The organism is Nocardioides sp. Z13_37 (genome assembly GCF_058355585.1).
The window spans coordinates 68,552-85,911 of record NZ_JBZGDV010000002.1 but is presented as its reverse complement, the minus strand read 5'-3'; the positions used below and the strand labels follow the sequence as shown (position 1 = coordinate 85,911).

General features: G+C 73.1%; 18 protein-coding genes. 7 read left to right on the top strand and 11 right to left on the bottom strand.

The annotated features are described in order from the left end of the window. The 3 genes from AC4H2S_RS05350 to AC4H2S_RS05340 all read right to left on the bottom strand — a co-directional run bounded on the left by AC4H2S_RS05350 (position 1) and on the right by AC4H2S_RS05340 (position 3,437). Positions 1–1,404, bottom strand: a complete 1,404-nt coding sequence (locus tag AC4H2S_RS05350) for a glutamate mutase L (protein ID WP_491495934.1) — start codon at positions 1,402–1,404, stop codon at positions 1–3. Positions 1,405–1,436: 32 nt separating this feature from the next. Beyond that, complete coding sequence (locus AC4H2S_RS05345) at positions 1,437–2,597, bottom strand: cystathionine gamma-synthase (protein WP_491495933.1); 1,161 nt, start codon at positions 2,595–2,597, stop codon at positions 1,437–1,439. Between the two features lie 81 nt (positions 2,598–2,678). Next, positions 2,679–3,437: a hypothetical protein gene (locus AC4H2S_RS05340; RefSeq protein WP_491495932.1), complete on the bottom strand. Its 759-nt coding sequence runs from the start codon at positions 3,435–3,437 to the stop codon at positions 2,679–2,681. Between the two features lie 154 nt (positions 3,438–3,591). On the opposite strand from AC4H2S_RS05340, the gene msrA reads away from it, so the two are divergent. Next, positions 3,592–4,242 carry a peptide-methionine (S)-S-oxide reductase MsrA gene (gene msrA, locus AC4H2S_RS05335; RefSeq protein ID WP_491495931.1) on the top strand — a complete coding sequence of 217 codons (651 nt, stop codon included), beginning with the start codon at positions 3,592–3,594 and terminating at the stop codon, positions 4,240–4,242. Between the two features lie 28 nt (positions 4,243–4,270). Here msrA and AC4H2S_RS05330 read toward each other — a convergent pair whose 3' ends face one another. Beyond that, entirely contained in the window at positions 4,271–5,284 is a 1,014-nt protein-coding gene (locus AC4H2S_RS05330; RefSeq protein ID WP_491495930.1) for an NAD(P)-dependent alcohol dehydrogenase, read from the bottom strand. 200 nt (positions 5,285–5,484) lie between these two features. Here AC4H2S_RS05330 and AC4H2S_RS05325 point away from each other — a divergent pair, with 200 nt between their 5' ends. Next, positions 5,485–6,219 carry an alkylmercury lyase family protein gene (locus AC4H2S_RS05325; protein ID WP_491495929.1) on the top strand — a complete coding sequence of 245 codons (735 nt, stop codon included), beginning with the start codon at positions 5,485–5,487 and terminating at the stop codon, positions 6,217–6,219. A gap of 16 nt (positions 6,220–6,235) precedes the next feature. Here AC4H2S_RS05325 and AC4H2S_RS05320 read toward each other — a convergent pair whose 3' ends face one another. Together AC4H2S_RS05320 and AC4H2S_RS05315 are read right to left on the bottom strand one after the other, a co-directional pair. Continuing rightward, positions 6,236–6,643 carry a DUF6220 domain-containing protein gene (locus AC4H2S_RS05320; protein WP_491495928.1) on the bottom strand — a complete coding sequence of 136 codons (408 nt, stop codon included), beginning with the start codon at positions 6,641–6,643 and terminating at the stop codon, positions 6,236–6,238. 45 nt (positions 6,644–6,688) lie between these two features. Continuing rightward, a complete protein-coding gene (locus AC4H2S_RS05315; RefSeq protein WP_491495927.1) occupies positions 6,689–7,747 on the bottom strand; it encodes an FAD-dependent monooxygenase in 1,059 nt (352 codons plus the stop codon). Between the two features lie 211 nt (positions 7,748–7,958). Between AC4H2S_RS05315 and AC4H2S_RS05310 the strand changes: the two genes are divergently transcribed. The 3 genes from AC4H2S_RS05310 (at position 7,959) to AC4H2S_RS05300 (ending at position 10,348) form a co-directional block, all read left to right on the top strand. Further along, entirely contained in the window at positions 7,959–9,515 is a 1,557-nt protein-coding gene (locus AC4H2S_RS05310; protein ID WP_491495926.1) for a multicopper oxidase family protein, read from the top strand. A gap of 39 nt (positions 9,516–9,554) precedes the next feature. Next, entirely contained in the window at positions 9,555–9,929 is a 375-nt protein-coding gene (locus AC4H2S_RS05305) for a PaaI family thioesterase (RefSeq protein WP_491495925.1), read from the top strand. Between the two features lie 77 nt (positions 9,930–10,006). Continuing rightward, positions 10,007–10,348, top strand: a complete 342-nt coding sequence (locus AC4H2S_RS05300; RefSeq protein ID WP_491495924.1) for a YciI family protein — start codon at positions 10,007–10,009, stop codon at positions 10,346–10,348. A 6-nt stretch (positions 10,349–10,354) separates the two neighbouring features. Here the strand turns inward: AC4H2S_RS05300 and AC4H2S_RS05295 are convergent, their stop codons facing one another. Together AC4H2S_RS05295 and AC4H2S_RS05290 are read right to left on the bottom strand one after the other, a co-directional pair. Next, the gene (locus AC4H2S_RS05295) at positions 10,355–10,900 is read right to left on the bottom strand and encodes a hypothetical protein (protein ID WP_491495923.1); all 546 of its coding nucleotides are present in this window, start codon (positions 10,898–10,900) and stop codon (positions 10,355–10,357) included. 82 nt (positions 10,901–10,982) lie between these two features. Continuing rightward, positions 10,983–11,612, bottom strand: coding sequence for a GNAT family N-acetyltransferase (locus AC4H2S_RS05290; RefSeq protein WP_491495922.1), 630 nt, complete (start codon positions 11,610–11,612; stop codon positions 10,983–10,985). 143 nt (positions 11,613–11,755) lie between these two features. On the opposite strand from AC4H2S_RS05290, the gene AC4H2S_RS05285 reads away from it, so the two are divergent. Together AC4H2S_RS05285 and AC4H2S_RS05280 are read left to right on the top strand one after the other, a co-directional pair. Continuing rightward, positions 11,756–12,880 carry a sensor histidine kinase gene (locus tag AC4H2S_RS05285; RefSeq protein WP_491495921.1) on the top strand — a complete coding sequence of 375 codons (1,125 nt, stop codon included), beginning with the start codon at positions 11,756–11,758 and terminating at the stop codon, positions 12,878–12,880. Beyond that, positions 12,877–13,539 (top strand): response regulator, encoded by a 663-nt coding sequence (locus AC4H2S_RS05280; RefSeq protein WP_491495920.1) that lies wholly within the window; start codon positions 12,877–12,879, stop codon positions 13,537–13,539. Before AC4H2S_RS05285 ends, AC4H2S_RS05280 begins: the two co-directional genes overlap by 4 nt. A gap of 109 nt (positions 13,540–13,648) precedes the next feature. Here AC4H2S_RS05280 and AC4H2S_RS05275 read toward each other — a convergent pair whose 3' ends face one another. From AC4H2S_RS05275 to AC4H2S_RS05265, 3 genes are all read right to left on the bottom strand, one after another. Next, positions 13,649–14,206, bottom strand: a complete 558-nt coding sequence (locus tag AC4H2S_RS05275; RefSeq protein ID WP_491495919.1) for an RES family NAD+ phosphorylase — start codon at positions 14,204–14,206, stop codon at positions 13,649–13,651. Positions 14,207–14,218: 12 nt separating this feature from the next. After that, positions 14,219–14,881 (bottom strand): antitoxin Xre/MbcA/ParS toxin-binding domain-containing protein, encoded by a 663-nt coding sequence (locus AC4H2S_RS05270; RefSeq protein ID WP_491495918.1) that lies wholly within the window; start codon positions 14,879–14,881, stop codon positions 14,219–14,221. Between the two features lie 82 nt (positions 14,882–14,963). Beyond that, the gene (locus tag AC4H2S_RS05265; protein ID WP_491495917.1) at positions 14,964–17,066 is read right to left on the bottom strand and encodes an MMPL family transporter; all 2,103 of its coding nucleotides are present in this window, start codon (positions 17,064–17,066) and stop codon (positions 14,964–14,966) included. Positions 17,067–17,360 lie beyond the last annotated feature (294 nt).

Below are 17,360 nucleotides of genomic sequence, written 5' to 3'. Positions count from 1 at the left end.
CTACCGATCCCCCGCGGTCCTGAGACCACCCAGCAGTCGGTGTGCCGCGACGGGATGGTCGGCGGCGAGCAGGCCGGCGGCGGCCAGGACGTAGTCGTGGTCCACGACGACGCGCGGCGCGCGGGGCAGCTGCCAGCCGCCCTCGAAGGCGTCGCCGGTCGCCGGCACCAGCACGCGTCGTACGGCCTCGGGCCCGCCGTGGCGCAGCACCCCGCCCGAGCCGACGAGCAGGTCGACCTCGCGGAGGTCCTTGCCGCTGCGCTCCACGACCCGCCCCTCGGGGCTCACCACGACCTTGCTCCGACCGGCGTGGCGCTCGAGGGCGATCCGCACGGCGGCCGCGGCGATGGCCAGGTCGGCGTCGCGCTCGGCTGCCGGGTCGGCGCAGGCGTCGGGCAGCAGGTCCGGGTGCTCGCGGCGGCGCCGGGCGGCGTCGAGGAGGTCGTCCAGGCCGGCCGCCTCGACCGTCGACAGGGCCGACCAGCGCATGCCGAGGTCGCCCTCGACGGTGCGGGTCACCGGGGTGGTGGCGACGACCTCGCGGGCCAGGCCGCTGTCCTCGGGGTCGAGCTCCACGACGCTGTGGACGTCGGTGGTCGCGCCGCCCACGTCGACGACCACGACGTCGCCCGCCCCCGGGTGCTGGTCGTGGAGGCCGCGCGCGAGCAGCTCGACGCCGGTGAGCACGACGTCGGGCGTGGCGCCGCGCACCATGTCGGTGAAGGTGCGCCCGCGCGCGTCGGTGCGGCTGCTGAGGTGCTTGCCGCCGATCACGTGGCTGAGGAAGATCTCGCGGATGGCCCGGCGCGCGCTGTCGGGAGCCAGGACCCCGATGCGCGGCACGACGTTGTCGGCGAGGACGTGCGGGGTGCCCGCGGCGGCGAGGAGCTCGGCGACCCGGGGCTGCGACTCGACGTTGCCGGCCACGACGACCGGGCCAGGCCAGGGGACGTCGGACAGGAACCGGGCGTCGCCCTCCAGCACCTCGGCGTTGCCGCCGTCGGTGCCGCCGACCAGCAGCACGACGTCGGGCGCCGCGGCCCGGAGCTCGGCGAGCCCGGCCGCGTCGAGGCCGCCGTGGAGGACCAGCACGACCTTGCCGCCGCTGGAGAGCGCGACCCGCCGGCCCGCCTCGGCGGTGACCAGCTCCTCGTTGCCCACCACCGCGATCCGCAGCCCGCCGCCCGCGGAGGAGCAGGCGAGCACGTCGGCGTCGAGGGCGCGGGCGTCCTGCTCGGCGAGCGCCGCGAGGCACGCGTCGTAGCCGTCGAGGACGTCGCCGTCACCCGCTGCGTCGGGGAGGGTGGTGGGGTGGCTCGCGGTGGCGAGCAGCTCCCCGCTCCCGGCGTCGACGAGCGCCGCCTTGGTGAACGTCGACCCGAAGTCGACGCAGACGATGCTCACATCGACGTCCGGCGGCTCGACAGGCGCACGCCTCAGCCCAGGGCCCGGTCGAGGTCGGCGAGCAGGTCGTCGACGCTCTCGATCCCCACGCTCAGCCGCACCAGGTCGTCGGGCACCTCGAGGTCGGTGCCCGCGACGCTGGCGTGGGTCATCCTCCCGGGGTGCTCGATGAGCGACTCGACGCCGCCGAGGGACTCCCCGAGGGTGAACACCTCGGCACGCTCGCAGACGGCGAGGGCGCGGTCGAGGCCGCCCGCGACGCGGAAGGAGACCATCCCGCCGAAGCGCCTCATCTGGCGGGCGGCGACCTCGTGGCCGGGGTGGCTGGCCAGACCCGGGTAGATCACCTGGGAGACACGCTCGTCGCCGTCGAGGAAGTCGACGATCCGCTCCGCGTTGTCGCAGTGACGGTCCATCCGCACGCCGAGGGTCTTGAGGCCCCGGTGGGTGAGGAACGCGTCGAAGGGCCCGGCCACCGCTCCCATGGCGTTCTGGTGGAAGCCGATCTTCTCGGCGAGCTCGAGGTCGCGCACGACCACCGCTCCCCCGACGACGTCGCTGTGCCCGCCGACGTACTTGGTCGTCGAGTGCACCACCACGTCGGCACCCAGCGTCAGCGGCTGCTGGAGGTAGGGCGAGGCGAAGGTGTTGTCGACCACCAGCAGCGCGCCGGAGTCGTGGGCGACCCGCGCCAGCGCCTCGATGTCGCCGATGGTGAGCATCGGGTTGGTGGGGGTCTCCACCCACACCAACCTGGTGCGGCCGGGCTCGATCGCCGCGGCCACGGCCTCGGTGTCGGCGACCGACGCCGAGCTGTGGTCGGTGCCCCAGACCTTGGCGACCTTGTCGAAGAGGCGGTGCGTGCCGCCGTAGGCGTCGTCGGGGATGACGACGTGGTCGCCCGGCCGGGTCAGCGCCCGGATGATCGCGTCCTCGGCGGCGAGTCCGGACGCGAAGGCGAAGCCCTTCTCGCCGTCCTCGACGGCCGCGAGCGCGCCCTCGAGCGCCGTACGCGTCGGGTTGGCCGAGCGGCTGTACTCGTAGCCGCCACGGAGCCCGCCGACGCCGTCCTGCTTGTAGGTGCTGCTGGCGTAGATGGGCGGGTTGACCGCCCCCGTCATCGCGTCGGGCTCGTAGCCGGCGTGGATCGCACGCGTCTCGAACCCGGCCTTGTTGGCGCGTTCCTGGGTCACCCGCCGAGCGTAGTCCCCGCGCGGGGATGGGGCCCCGCCCGGGGACTGCGCAGCTGGGTGTGGTGCCGTCCTGCTGGTCGTTCAGGGAGTCGCGGAGCCGCTCCCGACGCCGGGGTTCACCGATCCGGGCGACGCCTTGGCGAAGCCCGGGCTGACGACGGGCGAGCCGGGACGCATGGCCCAGCTCCCGCGGAACCACGCCGTGGCGGCGGCGTTCACCGGGAAGCCGATGATCGTCGCCCCGTAGACGGCGGAGCCGAAGGACGTAGAGGCCGGGTCGTAGACGGCCTTCCCACTCACGTTGGCGGAGCCGGTCTCGAACACGCACAGGTGGCCCGCCGCCGCGTTGGGCGCCGCCGCGGTTCCCGCACATCCGGCCGGCAGCGGGTCTCCGGTCGGGATGTAGTGCGCCTCCGGCGCGGTGGTGAGGTTGAATCCGAAGCCGACGGCTTCACTCAGGAGGCCGGTGCCCGGTCCGACCTGCGCCAGGTAGACGCCGCGGACGAGGCCGTGCGCCTCCGCGTACCTCGCGTCGCTCTCGGCCTTGGTGTACGACGACCCGGCGCCGGCGTACCTGCCGTCGCTCTCGCCCTTGGTGTAGCCCGACCCGGCGGGCTCGTAGGAGCCCTTCGGCTGGTAGGCCGCGTCGCTCTGCTTCTTGGTGTGGTAGCGCTTGTCGGCCATCGGCCGCAGCTCCTTCTTCCAGACCTTCTTCCACTGGGTGGCGACCGCGCTGCTGACCTCGGCACCGGCCGGGGTGACGGCCATGAGGCCGCCCCCGACCAGGATCCCGGCCAGGACGGCGACGAGGAGCGGCCTGGCTGATCGACGTGACGACATGACGATTCCCTTCGACGGATGGTGCTGACGCCTCCACACCGTCCTCCGCCGCCACGGGCCGCGCATCGGTGACAGCACGACGTCTAGACCGCGTGGAACTACGTACGCCGCTCCCCGGCCCGAGCGCGCTTGCCCGGCGCGCGACACTTGAGCCATGTTCGGATTCGGCAAGCCCACCACCCTGCCCACCCCCGACCAGGCGCTCCCGGGGCGTGAGCAGCAGCCCTGGACCCTGGGCGAGCACGTGGTCCTGCACACCCCCGTCGTCAGCGACGAGGTCCCCGAGGGCCACGAGGTCGCGATCCTCGGCCTGGGCTGCTTCTGGGGGGCGGAGGAGGTCTACTGGCAGATCCCCGGCGTCTGGTCGACGTCGGTCGGCTACGCCGGCGGCAGCACCCCCCACCCGACCTACGAGGAGGTCTGCAGCGGACAGACCGGCCACACCGAGGCCATCCGCGTCGTCTTCGACCCCTCCGTCGTCTCCTACGCCGACCTGCTGAAGAGGTTCTTCGAGATCCACGACCCGACCCAGGGCATGCGCCAGGGCAACGACGTCGGCACCCAGTACCGCTCCGCGATCTACTGGACGACCCCCGAGCAGGAGCAGACCGCCCGCGAGCTGACCAAGGTCTACGGCGACGAGCTCGCCCGCCGCGGCCTGGGCGAGATCACCACCGAGATCCGTCCCGCCGCCGAGACGCCGTACTACTACGCCGAGGACCCCCACCAGCAGTACCTGGCCAAGAACCCCTTCGGCTACCGGTGCCACGCCAACACCGGGGTGAAGTTCCCCGAGACCGCCTGAGGTACCCGCGGCGGAGCGACGCCGTGGCTCAGTCGTCGATGCGGAGGACGACTCGTCCCACGGGCCGGCCGGCCATGAGGTGGCGCATCGCCTGGGCCGCCTGGTCCAGGGGGAAGGCCCGGTCCACCACCACGCGCAGCTGACCCGTCTCCAGGTAGCCCGCGAGCGTGCCCATCAGCTCCCTCTTGTCGGGTGCTGCGAAGGATCCTCCGCGCAGCTGGGGGGACAGCGCCGAGCGTGCCACCAGTCCGAGGAGGCGCGGGATGCTGCCGAGCCAGCGGTGCCCGGTCGCGCCGAACGCGTCGTGCGCGATCAGGATGTAGCTGCCTCGCGGGTCCAGTGCACGGCGGATCTCCCGGAAGGAGTGGTTTCCGGGCACGTCGAAGACGAGGTCCCACTGCTCGCCTGTTCGCGTGAAGTCCTCGGACGTGTAGTCGATGACCCGGTCCGCGCCGAGGGAGCCCACGAGTGCGAGCTTGCTCGCGTGGTCGACCCCGGTGACGTGCGCGCCGTACGCCTTGGCGAGCTGCACGGCCATCGCGCCGACGCCTCCCGCAGCGCCGTTGACCAGGACTCTCGAGCCGGCCGGCACCCGACGTCGGGGCAGGTTGTTCAGCGCGATGAGGCCGGCGGTCGGCACCGCAGCCGCCTCTTCGAAGCTGACACCCGACGGCTTGAGCGCCAGCCCCTCCTCAGGGGCGGTGGCGTACTCGGCGAACGCCCCGCCGTTGCGCCACTGGACACCGCGAACAGTCTCTCCGAAGACCTCGTCACCCGGCTCGAACCGGGTCACCGCGGTGCCCACGGACTCCACCACCCCAGCGACGTCGGTCCCCGGCACCTGCTCTCGAGGACGCCTGACCCCGGAGCCCATGAGGCGGAGCACCGCGGGTCGGCCGGCCACGACGTGCCACACATCCGGGTGCACCGAAGCCGCCCGGACCCTGACCAACACCTCGTCCGGGGCGGGCTCCGGCATCGGCACCTCGCTCACGGTGAGGTCGTCGACGGATCCGTAGCCGCTCTGGACGATCGCTCTCATGCCCGGAAGGTACTGGAGCGGCCTCACCGGGGAACGACGAATGGCTGAGCGGCTGTTGGTCGGGTCCCGACGCAGCACGGGGACGCGCGTCCGCGACGCGCGTGTCGCCCCACGGCGACTCCGGGAGGCGGGTGGACGACCTAGCGTCGGCAAGGTCGGCTCGTGAGACCGGCACCGACGACGGAAGCGCAGGACCGTCCATGGAGCAGCGCGGGCGACCGGACCCGATGAGCAGCGCCGAGGGGCGCCGCCTGCGCCTGCTCGCGCTGGAGGCGTTCGCGCGGGAGGGGCGGGCGCCGACGCTCGCCGAGCTCGCCCGGAGCACCGCCGCGACGCCCGGGCAGGTGCGAGAGCTGCTCGGCGACCTCGCGGACGCCCACCTCCTGGTCCTCGACGGGGCCGGCGACTCCATCCGCATGGCGCACCCGTTCGCCGCCACCCCGATGGGGTTCGTCGTCGCCCCGCTCGACGAAGGGGACGAGCGACGGTGGTGGGGCGGCTGCGCGTGGGACTCCTTCGGGATCAGCGCCGCCCTCGACCTCGACGTACGCGTCGACACGACCTGCCCGCACTGCGCCGAACCCCTGTCCGTCGCGACGGGCCCGGGCACGCCTCCGCCCGAGCAGCTCGTGGTCCGCTTCCCCCGTCCGGCACCCGAGTGGTGGGACGACGTCGTCGCGACGTGCTCGTCGATCCGGATGTTCTGCTCACGCGACCACGCCGACCGGTGGACTTCCGCCCACGCACCGGGCCGCGGACAGGTCGTGCCCGCAGTCACCGTGTGGGACCTCGCCCGCGCCTGGTACGCCGACCGGCTCGCCCCCGACTTCCGACGCCCCACGCGCGAGCACCAGCAGGCCCTGCTGGACGAGCGCGGGCTGGACGGGGACTTCTGGCGGCTCCCGCCCGCGGCCCGGCCTGAAGGCGACGGGTGAGGGCGACGGGTGAGCGCTACGGCGTGGCACCCTCCCGCGCCACGGCCTGGTCCGCCTCCGTCGCTCCCCGCCGGGGCGTCGGCCGGCGCAGGGCGACGACGAGGAGGGCGACCATCACCACGGCGTTGAGGGCGTGGAGCCCGAAGAAGAGGCCCCCGCCGGCGTCCGAGGACTTGCCCACGTGGACGAGCACCGGCTGCAGGAACATCAGGGCGAACGCGCCGGCGGTGCACGCCACCGCCCGCCGCGGTGCACGGGCCACGAGTCCCGCCACCGTCGTCACCAGCCCGAGCACCAGGACGCCGTAGGCGAACGCCCGGTGGGGCTCGAACGAGCCGGTGCCGACCCCGCGGCCGGCGAGGAAGATCTGGACGGCCACCGCCGTGAGGAGGGCGGCGCACAGGATCCGGTAGGTCGCGCGCATCATCGTGCTCCTTCGTCATGGTGGGTGTGGAGGTCTTGGTCATGACTAGCGCGGGCTCACCGGGCGGGTGAGGCGGAGCGCGAGGTCGCGCACCGGCGCCCAGCGCGGCGACAGCTGGAGCGCCAGCAGCCGCCTGGACCGGCGCACGAGCCGCTCGCCGACGGGCCGCTGGAGGCGGTCGTAGCGGATGAGGGCCGGGACCACGTCGTCCTCGTCGAGGAACCTGGCCAGGGCCAGGGCGTCGAGCACGGCCTGGCACGCGCCCTGGCCCAGGCTCGGCGCCATCGCGTGCGCCGCGTCGCCGACCAGGACGAACCTGCCGCGCGAGTAGGCCGGCAGCGGCGGCAGGTCCTGGAGCGGGTGCCGCAGCAGGGCACGCGGGTCGGTGCGGGCGACGGTGTCCCGGATCTCCGGCGGCCACCCGGCGAGCCGGTCCTGCAGGTCGCCGAAGGAGGACACGGGCGCGCTGTCGGCGACCGGCACGTACCAGTTGGTCCGGCCGGTCCCGGCGGGCGTGACGCCGGCGAACATCCCGCGCCCCCAGATCTCGCCCCAGTGCGCGACGGTGCCGTCGCAGGACCCGCGCCACACCTCCGCTCCCAGGCTTCGCGGGTGCACGACACCGGCCACGTGGCGGCGTACGTCGCTGTTGATGCCGTCGGCGCCGATCACCACGTCGTGGCCGGCGGCCCGGTCGGCTCCCCCGAACGCCGTCCCGAGCGCGAGGTCGACGCCTTCGGCCCGGGCGCGGGACACGAGCTCGCCCATCAGTGCGGGCCGCGTCACCAGGCGCACGGGCGCGCCGGCCGCCTTCTCGATCCGCCCGAGCGGCAGGTGGCCCATGACGCGCCCGTCCACCGAGCGGATCGTGGCTGCCCGGTAGGGCTGGGCGTCGCCGAGGCCGGGCGTGACGTGCACGTCCTCGAGCCCCCGCCAGGCGGCGGGCCAGAGGCCCAGCGCGGCTCCGCGGGAGTCCACGGTGTCGCGCACGTCCTCCACGCGCACGTCCCACCCGCGGGCGGCCAGGGCGATGGCTGCCGTCAGGCCGCCGACGCCCGCCCCGACGACGAGGGCGGAGCGCGAGGTGCTCGGTGCAGGGCTCATGTGTCCTCCAGACGGCGGCGGTGGGCGGCGGCGGGGCCGCGGACGCGACGCTACGGAGCACCAGCGGGCGGCGGAGTCCCCGCAGAGCGTGACCGCGGACGCCGGGGCGCGACGCGTACCGGGGCTCGTGGCTCCACGGTCGCCCGGGAGCGAGGCAGGTGTCGCCCCGGCACGCATGGCCGCGGGCGCTGTCGTCCCTAGCGTCGAGAAGATGTCGCGTCCACACCGCACCCGCACCTCCCGTCCCCCTCACCTCCCCGACCGGCGACCGGTCCGCCTGAGCCGCCGGCGGCTGCTCGAGGCCGGGCTCGCGGCGTTCGCGGTGACGACCCTGGCCAGCGCGTGCAGCGGACCGGGCAACGTCTGGAAGCCGCCCGTCGAGTTCGACACCCCGCTCCCGATCCCGCCCCTGGCCGACTCCCGGCTGGAGGACGGCACGCGCGTCTTCTCGCTGACGATCCAGCAGGGCACCCACGAGTTCCGCCCGGGCGTGCGGACCCCGACGTGGGGCTTCAACGGCAGCTATCTCGGGCCGACGCTCCGGGCGGCCGTCGGGGAGGACGTGCGGGTGGACGTGGTGAACGACCTCGACGTCGAGACGACCGTCCACTGGCACGGCATGCACCTGCCGGCGGAGATGGACGGAGGCCCGCACCAGCCGATCGCCGCCGGCGGCGGGACGTGGAGCCCGTCCTGGCAGGTCCGGCAGGCTCCCGCCACCCTGTGGTACCACCCGCACCCCCACGGGGAGACCGAGGAGCACGTCTACCGCGGTCTCGCCGGGCTGTTCGTCCTCGACGACGCGGCGGACGCCGAGAGCCCCGCGCTGCCCAGCACGTACGGGGTCGACGACGTCCCGATCATCGTGCAGGACAAGTTGATCGACGTCGACGGACGCCTCGTCTTCGACGACGGGGGCAACGAGATCGGCCTGCTCGGCAACCTGGTGCTCACCAACGGCGTCGCGGGCGCCACCTTCACCGTCTCCGCCGCCCGGACCCGCCTGCGGCTGCTCAACGGGTCGACCGCCCGCACCTACGACATCGGCATGTCGGACCGGCGCACCGTGCAGCTGGTCGCCTCCGACGGCGGCCTGCTCGAGGCACCCGTCGCGGTGGAGACCGTCCGCCTGTCGCCGGGCGAGCGGGCCGAGCTGGTCGTCACCTTCGAGCCCGGGGAGACCGTGCACCTGCGCACGTTCGGGGCCGAGCTGGGCGACGTGGCCGCCCCGCAGGCGTTCGGGGCCGAGGACGAGGCCGGCCTCGTGGAGTTCCGGGTGGGTGCCCGGCCCCGCGCCGGGGTCTCCGTGCCCGCGACCCTGGCCGCGATCGAACGGCTGGAGGAGTCGAGCGCCGACGTGCGGCGCACGTTCGAGCTCGAGGGTCGTGACATCAACGGCCAGCGGATGGAGATGGATCGCGTGGACGTGACCGCCCACCTCGGAGCCGTCGAGGTCTGGAGCGTGCACAGCCGCAACCTGTTCCCCCACAACTTCCACGTGCACGACGTGCAGTTCCAGGTGCTCGCGATCGACGGCTCACCGCCGCCGCCGGAGCTGGCGGGACTCAAGGACACCGTCTACCTCGAGCCGCTGCGCACCTACGACCTGATCATGCGCTTCGACGACTACGCCGACCCCACCCACCCCTACATGTTCCACTGCCACCTGCTCCTGCACGAGGACGACGGCATGATGGGCCAGTTCGTCGTGGTGGCGCCGGGCGACGACGACCTGGTCGAGCTCGAGGGCACCGACCACGACCACTGAGTCCGGGGATCAAGCGCCGGGTCAGGGGTACGGCGACACGTGACGCACACCCAGCACGACTTCCTGTCGACGATCGGCGCAGACACCCCCGACGCGGCGGACGGACGGTCCACGCTCACGGTGGAGGCGGACGACCGGCACCTCAACGCAGCCGGCACGGTCCACGGCGGCATGCTCGCCACCCTGGTCGACGCGGCGATGGGCGCCGCGATCCGGAGCGCCGTCGACGGCGAGACCCCCGCCACCAGCCAGCTCACCCTCACCTACCTGCGTCCCGGCAGGCCCGGGCAGCTCGTCGTCACCGCCAGGGTGCGCAAGCGGGGGGACAGCCTCACCGTCTGCGAGGCCGACGTCGAGCAGGAGGGGAGGACGCTGGTGCACGCGCTCGCCACCTTCGCCCTCCTGGCGGACTGACGCCTGTCGATCTCGGCGGTGCTCGTCCGTCAGAGTGGTGACCGGCCGCACGGGGCGGCCGCAGGAGGAGGATCGACATGACGAAGTACGCCATCTACTTCCAGCAGCACTGGGTCGGCGACCACCCCGCCGAGTGGTTCCAGAGCAGGGTGGCGCCGAGCAAGGCGGTCATCGAGGAGATGAAGGACGCCGGGGTCCTGGTCTTCGCCGGCGGCCTCGAGGAGGACATGGCCGACGCGTTCACTGCCGACGCCACCAGCGGCACCATCACCATCACCGACGGGCCCTACACCGAGAGCACGGAGTACCTCGGGGGGATCACCATCGTCGACGTCCCCGACATCGAGGCCGCGAAGCTGTGGGCCGGCAAGGTCGCCGAGGGATGCGGGTGGCCCCAGGAGGTCCGCGTCGTCAAGTAGCGCCGGCTACCGGGCGACCCAGTCGGTGAAGCTGCGCGGCTCGCCGAGCCAGTCCGTGCCGGCGCTCGAGCCGTCGGAGCGCGTGCCTGCCACGTGCACGGCGACGCGGACCTGCTCCGGTGAGCCGAGCGCCGCACGGGCGACCCGCATCCGCACCTGCTCGCGGTCGTAGTCGATGCGCAGCCGGTAGCTCCCCTCGACCGGCTTCCCCCACTTCCTGACGGCGAAGCCGTCGACCGACAGCAGCTGGTAGTCGGTGCCGTCGAAGTAGCCGCTGGCGAAGACGTACTCAGGCCCCGGGTCGGTGGGGTCGGTGTCGAGGAAGACCGAGCCCGAGGAGCCGCTGCGCCAGGTCTTGCGCAGGTTGGTGTGGGTGGTCGTCACGACGATGTTGCGCGCCTTGTGCTCGACCCGCACCGCGCGGAGATCGACGCCGTGGCGCAGGTCGGCGGGGTCGGTGACGTCGATCGCGTCGGCGCTGGCCGGGGCGAGCGGGATGAGGGCGAGGGCGGCGACCGCCAGGGCCGTGGCGCTCAGGAGTGTCGTACGCATGGCGTGTCCGTTCTCGTGTCGTGTGCCCGGGCGGGGACGAACAGGAGACGCACCGCCCGGCTCGGAGGTTGCCTCCGAGAGGTCAGGTGGTCTGGACCGGCGCCACCGGGGGGCGTCGCATGAACCAGTTGTCGACCCCGATGACCGGCGCCGACCCCACGACCTCGAAGCCGCACCTCTCGTAGAAGGGCACGTTGGCGGCCTTGTCGGTCTCCAGGTAGCCCGGCAGTCCCGAGGTGTCGAGCTCCGCGCAGACGGCCGCCATCAGGCGGGTGCCGAGCCCGCGTCCCTGCAGGCCCGGTTGCACGCCCACGGGACCGACGTGCACGTGCGGCTCGCACAGGTCACGTCGGGACCACTCGCCGAGCCAGCCGACCACCCGACGCCCGGCACGGGGTCCCAGCCTCGCCAGGACCGGCAGCAGCTGGAGCCGTTGTCGCGCCGTGGGCCGGCAGTGACCGGCCGGGACCATCCCGGCGACGCCCACGACCCGTCCGGAGGACCTGAGCACCAGGACCTCCAGCGCGTCCATCACATCGATGGCACCGCCGACGAGCCTGCGGTGCGCGACGAGGCGCTCGTGCGGGTCGTCGCCGTAGGCGGCCACGTGCAGCGGGTTGTCGACCATCGCTCGGGCCACGAGGTCGACGGCCGCGCCCCGCTCGGCACGCACCAGGCGTCCGACCGCGGGCGGGGCAGGAGATGGCGTCACGACGCCCACCGTAGGAACGCGGAGGACGGGTGCCCATCGACTGGAGGCGACACGCGCCCGCCGGTCTGCACACAGAGATGTCGCCTGCGAGCGACGCCGCGGGGCGCGGTGTCGTCCTAGCATCGAGCAATGGACGGTGCGAGGTGAACGCCCGCAGGGTCGACGTGCTGCTGGCCGTCGGGGTGACCGTCGTCCTGGCCACGATCGTCACCTCGGGGCAGGGCGGCACGTTCACGGGTCCGATCAACCCGTTGGCCTACGTGTGGACCGTGGGGCTGGGACTGCTCATGCTCATCCGGCGCAGCCATCCGCTGCTCGTGCTGGTGCTGACGACGATCGGCTACTTCAGCTATCACGCGGCCGGGTTCCCCGCCATGGGCGTCGCCGTGCCGGTGGCGGCCGCCCTCTTCTCCGCAGCCGAGATGGGCCACACCAGGGCCGCGGCGGTGACCGGCGCCGTGACCCTGCTCGGGTCCACCGCCTATCGGCTCGCCACGAAGCAGAACCTGGCCTACGTCCTCGGCTACGAGCTCACCACCCACGTCGCGCTCATGGCCGCGGTGATCGCGCTCGGGCACAGCCTGCGCACCACTCGCCAGCTGCGCCTGAGGCGCGACCAGGTGACCCGACTGCTGGCGCGCCAGCGCCACCTCGACGCGGAGGTGACGAAGCGCGACGACCGCCTCACGCTGGCCCGCGACCTGCACGACTCGATCGGTCACTCGCTGACGGTCGCGTCGCTCTATGCGGGGCTGGCCCTCGAGCGCGACGTCGGACCCGAGCGCAGGGACCAGAGCCTCACGATGGTCAGGGCCGCGGTCTCGGAGGCACTGTCCCACCTGAGACGCACCGTCCGGCTGCTGCGCGAGCAGGGCACCAGCCAGGCCGGTCCGGGGCTGGAGGACATCCGCCACCTCGCCGAGGCGCCGCGGGCCGCGGGCTACGACGTACGCGTCGACGTGCCGGACGTCCCCGTCCCCGTGCCCGTCGGCGCGGCGATCTACCGCCTCGCCCAGGAGGGGATCACCAATGCGCTGAAGCACTCCACCGGCCGCCGCATCGAGGTCCGCGTCTCCTGCGTGGGCCCGCACACGGTGGACGTGAGCATCAGCGACGACGGCGCCGGCGAGCGCACCACGCCGGTCGAGCTGGGGCACGGGCTGAGCGGCATGCGCGAGCGGGTGGCGGACCTGGGCGGCGTCCTGACCGTCGTCAGCGCACGCAGCGGCTGGCGGGTCCACGCCACGATCCCGTGGGAGGCGGCATGATCAAGGTGCTCCTGGTCGACGACCAGCGGCTGCTGCGCGAAGGGCTTCGCGCCATCCTCGACGTGGCCGACGACCTGACCGTGGTGGCCCAGGCCCGCAACGGGCGAGAGGCCCTCAGCCTGGGGCGCGAGCACTCCCCCGACGTGTTCTTGATGGACCTCCAGATGCCCACGATGAACGGCCACGAGGCGATCCGTGAGATCCGGCGGGACCCGTCGCTGAAGAAGGCGGCCGTGCTGGTCCTGACGACGTTCGACGAGGACGACGACGTCGTGGAGGCCCTCGCCGCCGGAGCCAACGGCTACCTGCTCAAGGACATCGACGCCGAGGACCTGCGGCGCGCCGTGCGGCGGGCGGCGGCCGGGGAGGCGGACATGGCGCCCGGCGTGCTGCGGCAGATGATGGACCGGATCGCGCGACTGCCGACGAGGCGCAGCCGCGAGGAGCAGCTGGCGGGCCTGACCGAGCGCGACCTCGAGATCCTCACCCACGTCGGCCTGGGCCTGTCCAACGAGGAGATCGGCCGCGCCCTCTTCCTCAGCCCGGAGACCGCCCGCACCTACGTGAGCCGGCTGATGACCAAGCTCGGCGCGCGCGACCGCGCCCAGCTCGTGGTGCTGGCCCACCGCGCGGGCCTGGTCGACCCGACCGTGGACTGAGGGGGTCCCGCTCTACCCGAACAGCCGAAGCAGGGCGCGCACGGCAACTGCCAAGAGGTCCTGTGCCGCCGCGCGCCGAGCCAGCGACCGCCTGCGCGTTCGCTGCCGGTCAGACGATGGTCTTGCCGAGCGAGGTCGCCGCGCTCGTGACGTAGTGGTGGGTGATGTCGATGTGCTGCACGTCGACAGGGGTGGCCGGGCACGGGTCGCCCACGGGCACCCACAGGCAGTAGATGGTCCAGTGCGGGCGTTGGAAGGACCACCAGCGCACGCCCGCCCACCGGTGCTCGTCGTGGATGCGTAGTCCCCAGGCCTGGGTGACGGGCCGGATGCGTTCGACCACCTGGGTCGGGCGCAGGCCGCGATCCAGGAGCGTCTGCGCGTCGTCCATGTTCAGGACGCCGATGGAGTCGCCGACCTCGTACATGCCCATCGACTTCCACGACTCGGGCAGGTCGGGCAGTAGGAACATGTCGGCGGACCACTCGCGCAGGTCGCCGAACACCTCACCGATCGCTGCTTCGGGTGTGAGCCCGAAGTACCAGGTGTCATAGGCGCTCGGGTTGTCGAGCCGGTTGTTGCCCTGCGGTCGGTGCAGGTAGGTCGCGGAGCCGGGGTCGCCAGGGTCGGCGCCGTCGATGTACGGGAAGACGCGGTAGAGGATCAACGCCCTTCTCCCTCAGCCGCCATAGGCGATCTGAGTGGCCGCGTCGAGGGCATTGAGGACCTCCGAGGCGCCGCGGGTCTTCAGGACGTCGATGGGGCGCGAGCCTCCGAGATAGTCGTTCGAGCCGGTCATCCAGGAGTTGATGACGCTTGGGGCGAAGATCATCGCGGCGCGGGAGTAGACGTGCTCCAGGTCGGTCAGGAGGCGCGCCTTGTCGGGAGACGGCGAGCCCTGGCCCTTGCGCCACCGGGTCGGCTGCGACTTGTCGACACCGAGGAGTTCGGCCACCGCGGTGACGGAGCCGACGTTCTGGATGAGGGACTCGGTGCGGAACGAGAGGATGCCGACCGGGTCACCCTGGACGACGACAACCTTGGCGTGGGCCGTGCCGGCGTTGCGGCCGACCTTGCGCTCCGCCACCGTGGCGTCCGTGCGGCCGGGAAGGACGAACGCGGCGGTCTTCATCCCGGAGGGGGCGCTCTTCGACGCCGCCCGAGGAGTGGAGCGCGCCGTCGGCTTCGTGGCTGCGGGCTTCGCCGCGGCGCTCTTGCGTGGGACAACCGTCTTGGACGCGCGTGACTTCGCAGTCGACTTCGCGGTGCTCTTGGAGGCGGCCTTCTTCGACGGCGCCTTCTTAGCGGTCGTGGTCTTGGGGGGTGTCTTCCTGACTGCCATGAACCGATCCTACGGCACGCAACGAAATTGTTGCGCCGAGTGCCCGCGGCACCGACCTCCACCCCGTTGCGCAGGCCGCCGTTCATGCCGGCTCCCCCTGCCGGGGTGCCGGCCGCTCGACGTCGAGCGTGGGCAGCACGCGGTCGAGCCGTCGTGGCAGCCACCACGCCCGGTCGCCCAGCAGCTGCATCACCGAGGGCACCAGCACCAGGCGCACTAGGGTCGCGTCGACGAGGACGGCGAAGGCCAGCCCGAAGCCGAAGAGCTGCAGCTCCCTGCTGCTGCCGAGGACGAAGCTGCCGAAGACGCAGATCATGATCGCAGCAGCAGCCGTGATCACCCGACCCGTGCGGGCCACGCCTTCCACGACCGCTGCGGAGCTGTCGCCGGTGCGGTGACGCTCCTCCTTGATGCGCGACAGCAGGAAGACCTCGTAGTCCATGGAGAGGCCGAACACGATGGCGATCAGCATCATCGGCGCCCAGGCCTCCACGGGAGCGCCGGCGCCCAGGTCGAGCAGGTCCACGCCCCACCCCCACTGGAAGACCGCGACCGTCGCCCCGAAGGCAGCGCCGATCGACAGCAGGTTGACGACGACGGCCTTCACGGCGACCGCGATCCCGCGGAACACCGCCACCAGGAGCAGCATCGCGAGACCGAGCACCACGGCGAGGAACACCGGGAGGCGCTCGGCGGTGTAGTCGGCGAAGTCGACGGCCGCCGCTGTCGTGCCGCCTATGGCGACCTCGACGTCCTCGCCGGCGACGGCCGAGGGGACGACGTCCTCACGGAGGCGGTGGACCAGGTCGGTGGTGCGCTCGTCGCGCGGCCCCGTCTCGGGGACGACCTGGAGCACCGCCACGTCCCCGGCCTCCCCGACCGCCGGTGGGCTGACGGCGTCGACGCCGGGCGTGCCTGCCAGCTCCTCCTGCAGGTGGTCGAGGACCGCTGGCCCGGACCCCTCGCCGGTCCTGACCGCGACGACCAGCGGGCCGCTGGAGCCCGCGCCGAACCCCTCCGCCATCAGGTCGTAGGCACGCCGGGCGGTGTCGGTCGGCGGCTTGGTGCCGGCGTCGGAGAAGCCCAGGCGCATGTCGAGAACCGGGATGCTCATGACCAGCAGCGCGGCGCTGGACGCCAACGCCCACGGCAGCGGGTGGCGCTGGATCCGCCGGCTCCACCTCCGCGCGATCGCTCCGTCCACCGCTGCGCCACCGCGCCTGCGGAGATGGATCGAGTACCGGTCGATGCGGCGCCCGACGACGGCCAGCATCGCCGGCAGCAGGGTCACGGCGGCCAGCATCGTGAGGAGCACGGAGACCGCGATGCCGAGCGCCACGCCGGTGATGAGCTCGAGGTCCATCAGCACCAGGCCCAGGGACGCGATGACGACGGTGACGCCGGCGAACAGCACCGAGCGGCCGGCGGTGGCCTGCGCCGACACGACGGCCTCGGCGGGCTCCTCGCCGGCGGCGAGCGCCTCGCGGTAGCGCGTCACGACGAGGAGCGCGTAGTCGATGCCCACACCGATCGCGATCATGGCGCTCACCGGTGCCGCGAAGCTCGGCATGTCCACCCACCGCGCTCCGATGCCGACGGCCGCGATGCCGCTCGCCGCCCCGATGACGCCCACCAGGATGGGCAGGCCCATGGCGATGACGGAGCCGAAGGCGAACAGCAGGATGACCACGGCGGCGAGGATGCCGACCAGCTCGCTCGGCGGGCCGCCCTCGGCGTCCTGCTCGACCGCGATCCCGCCGACCTCGAGGCGCAGGTCGGCGGACGTCTCGCGGATGTCCGAGAGGGTCTCCTGCACGTCGGCGAGCTCCGCCGCGTCCATGCGGGGGAGGTCGACGGCGACGTAGCCGATCGACCGGTCCGGCGAGAGCTGGCGAGCACCCTCCGGCTCGTACGGGCTGACCACCCGCGCCTCGGGGACCGCGTCCCGGACCCGGTCGGCGACCGCGTCGACCTCGGCGCGCAGGCCGTCGTCGTCCGCCCGGTCGATGCGGAACACCAGCTGGGCCTGCGTCCCGGCGCCCACGTCGAACCCGGCCTCCTGCAGGATCTCGGCGGCACGCTCGCTCTCCGAGCCCGCCAGGGCGTAGTCGTCACTGGTCTCCCCGGCCACCGCCCCGGAGAGCACCGACACCGCCACCACCAGGACCACCCACACGGCCAGCACCACGTACCGTCGGCGCGCACACGCTCGCGCTAGTCGTTCCACCTCTCGCTCCTCCGCTCGGCTGCTCGAGCCCACGACGCTAGGCACGAGCCGGAGCCCGCACAGGCCGCGGCAGGCGAGAGCGGCGTCGTCGCCAGGAGACGGGCGGATCGGTGAGGAGGGACGGAAGAGGTGGGTGCGGGCGGGGGACCCCACGACCCTCGCCCGCACTCCGCCACCGCCCCCCTGTCGCGCGGTGGCGTCCTCCTGACGGGTCGTCATCCCGCCACCTGTGCCAACGAGCGGACCCGGCAG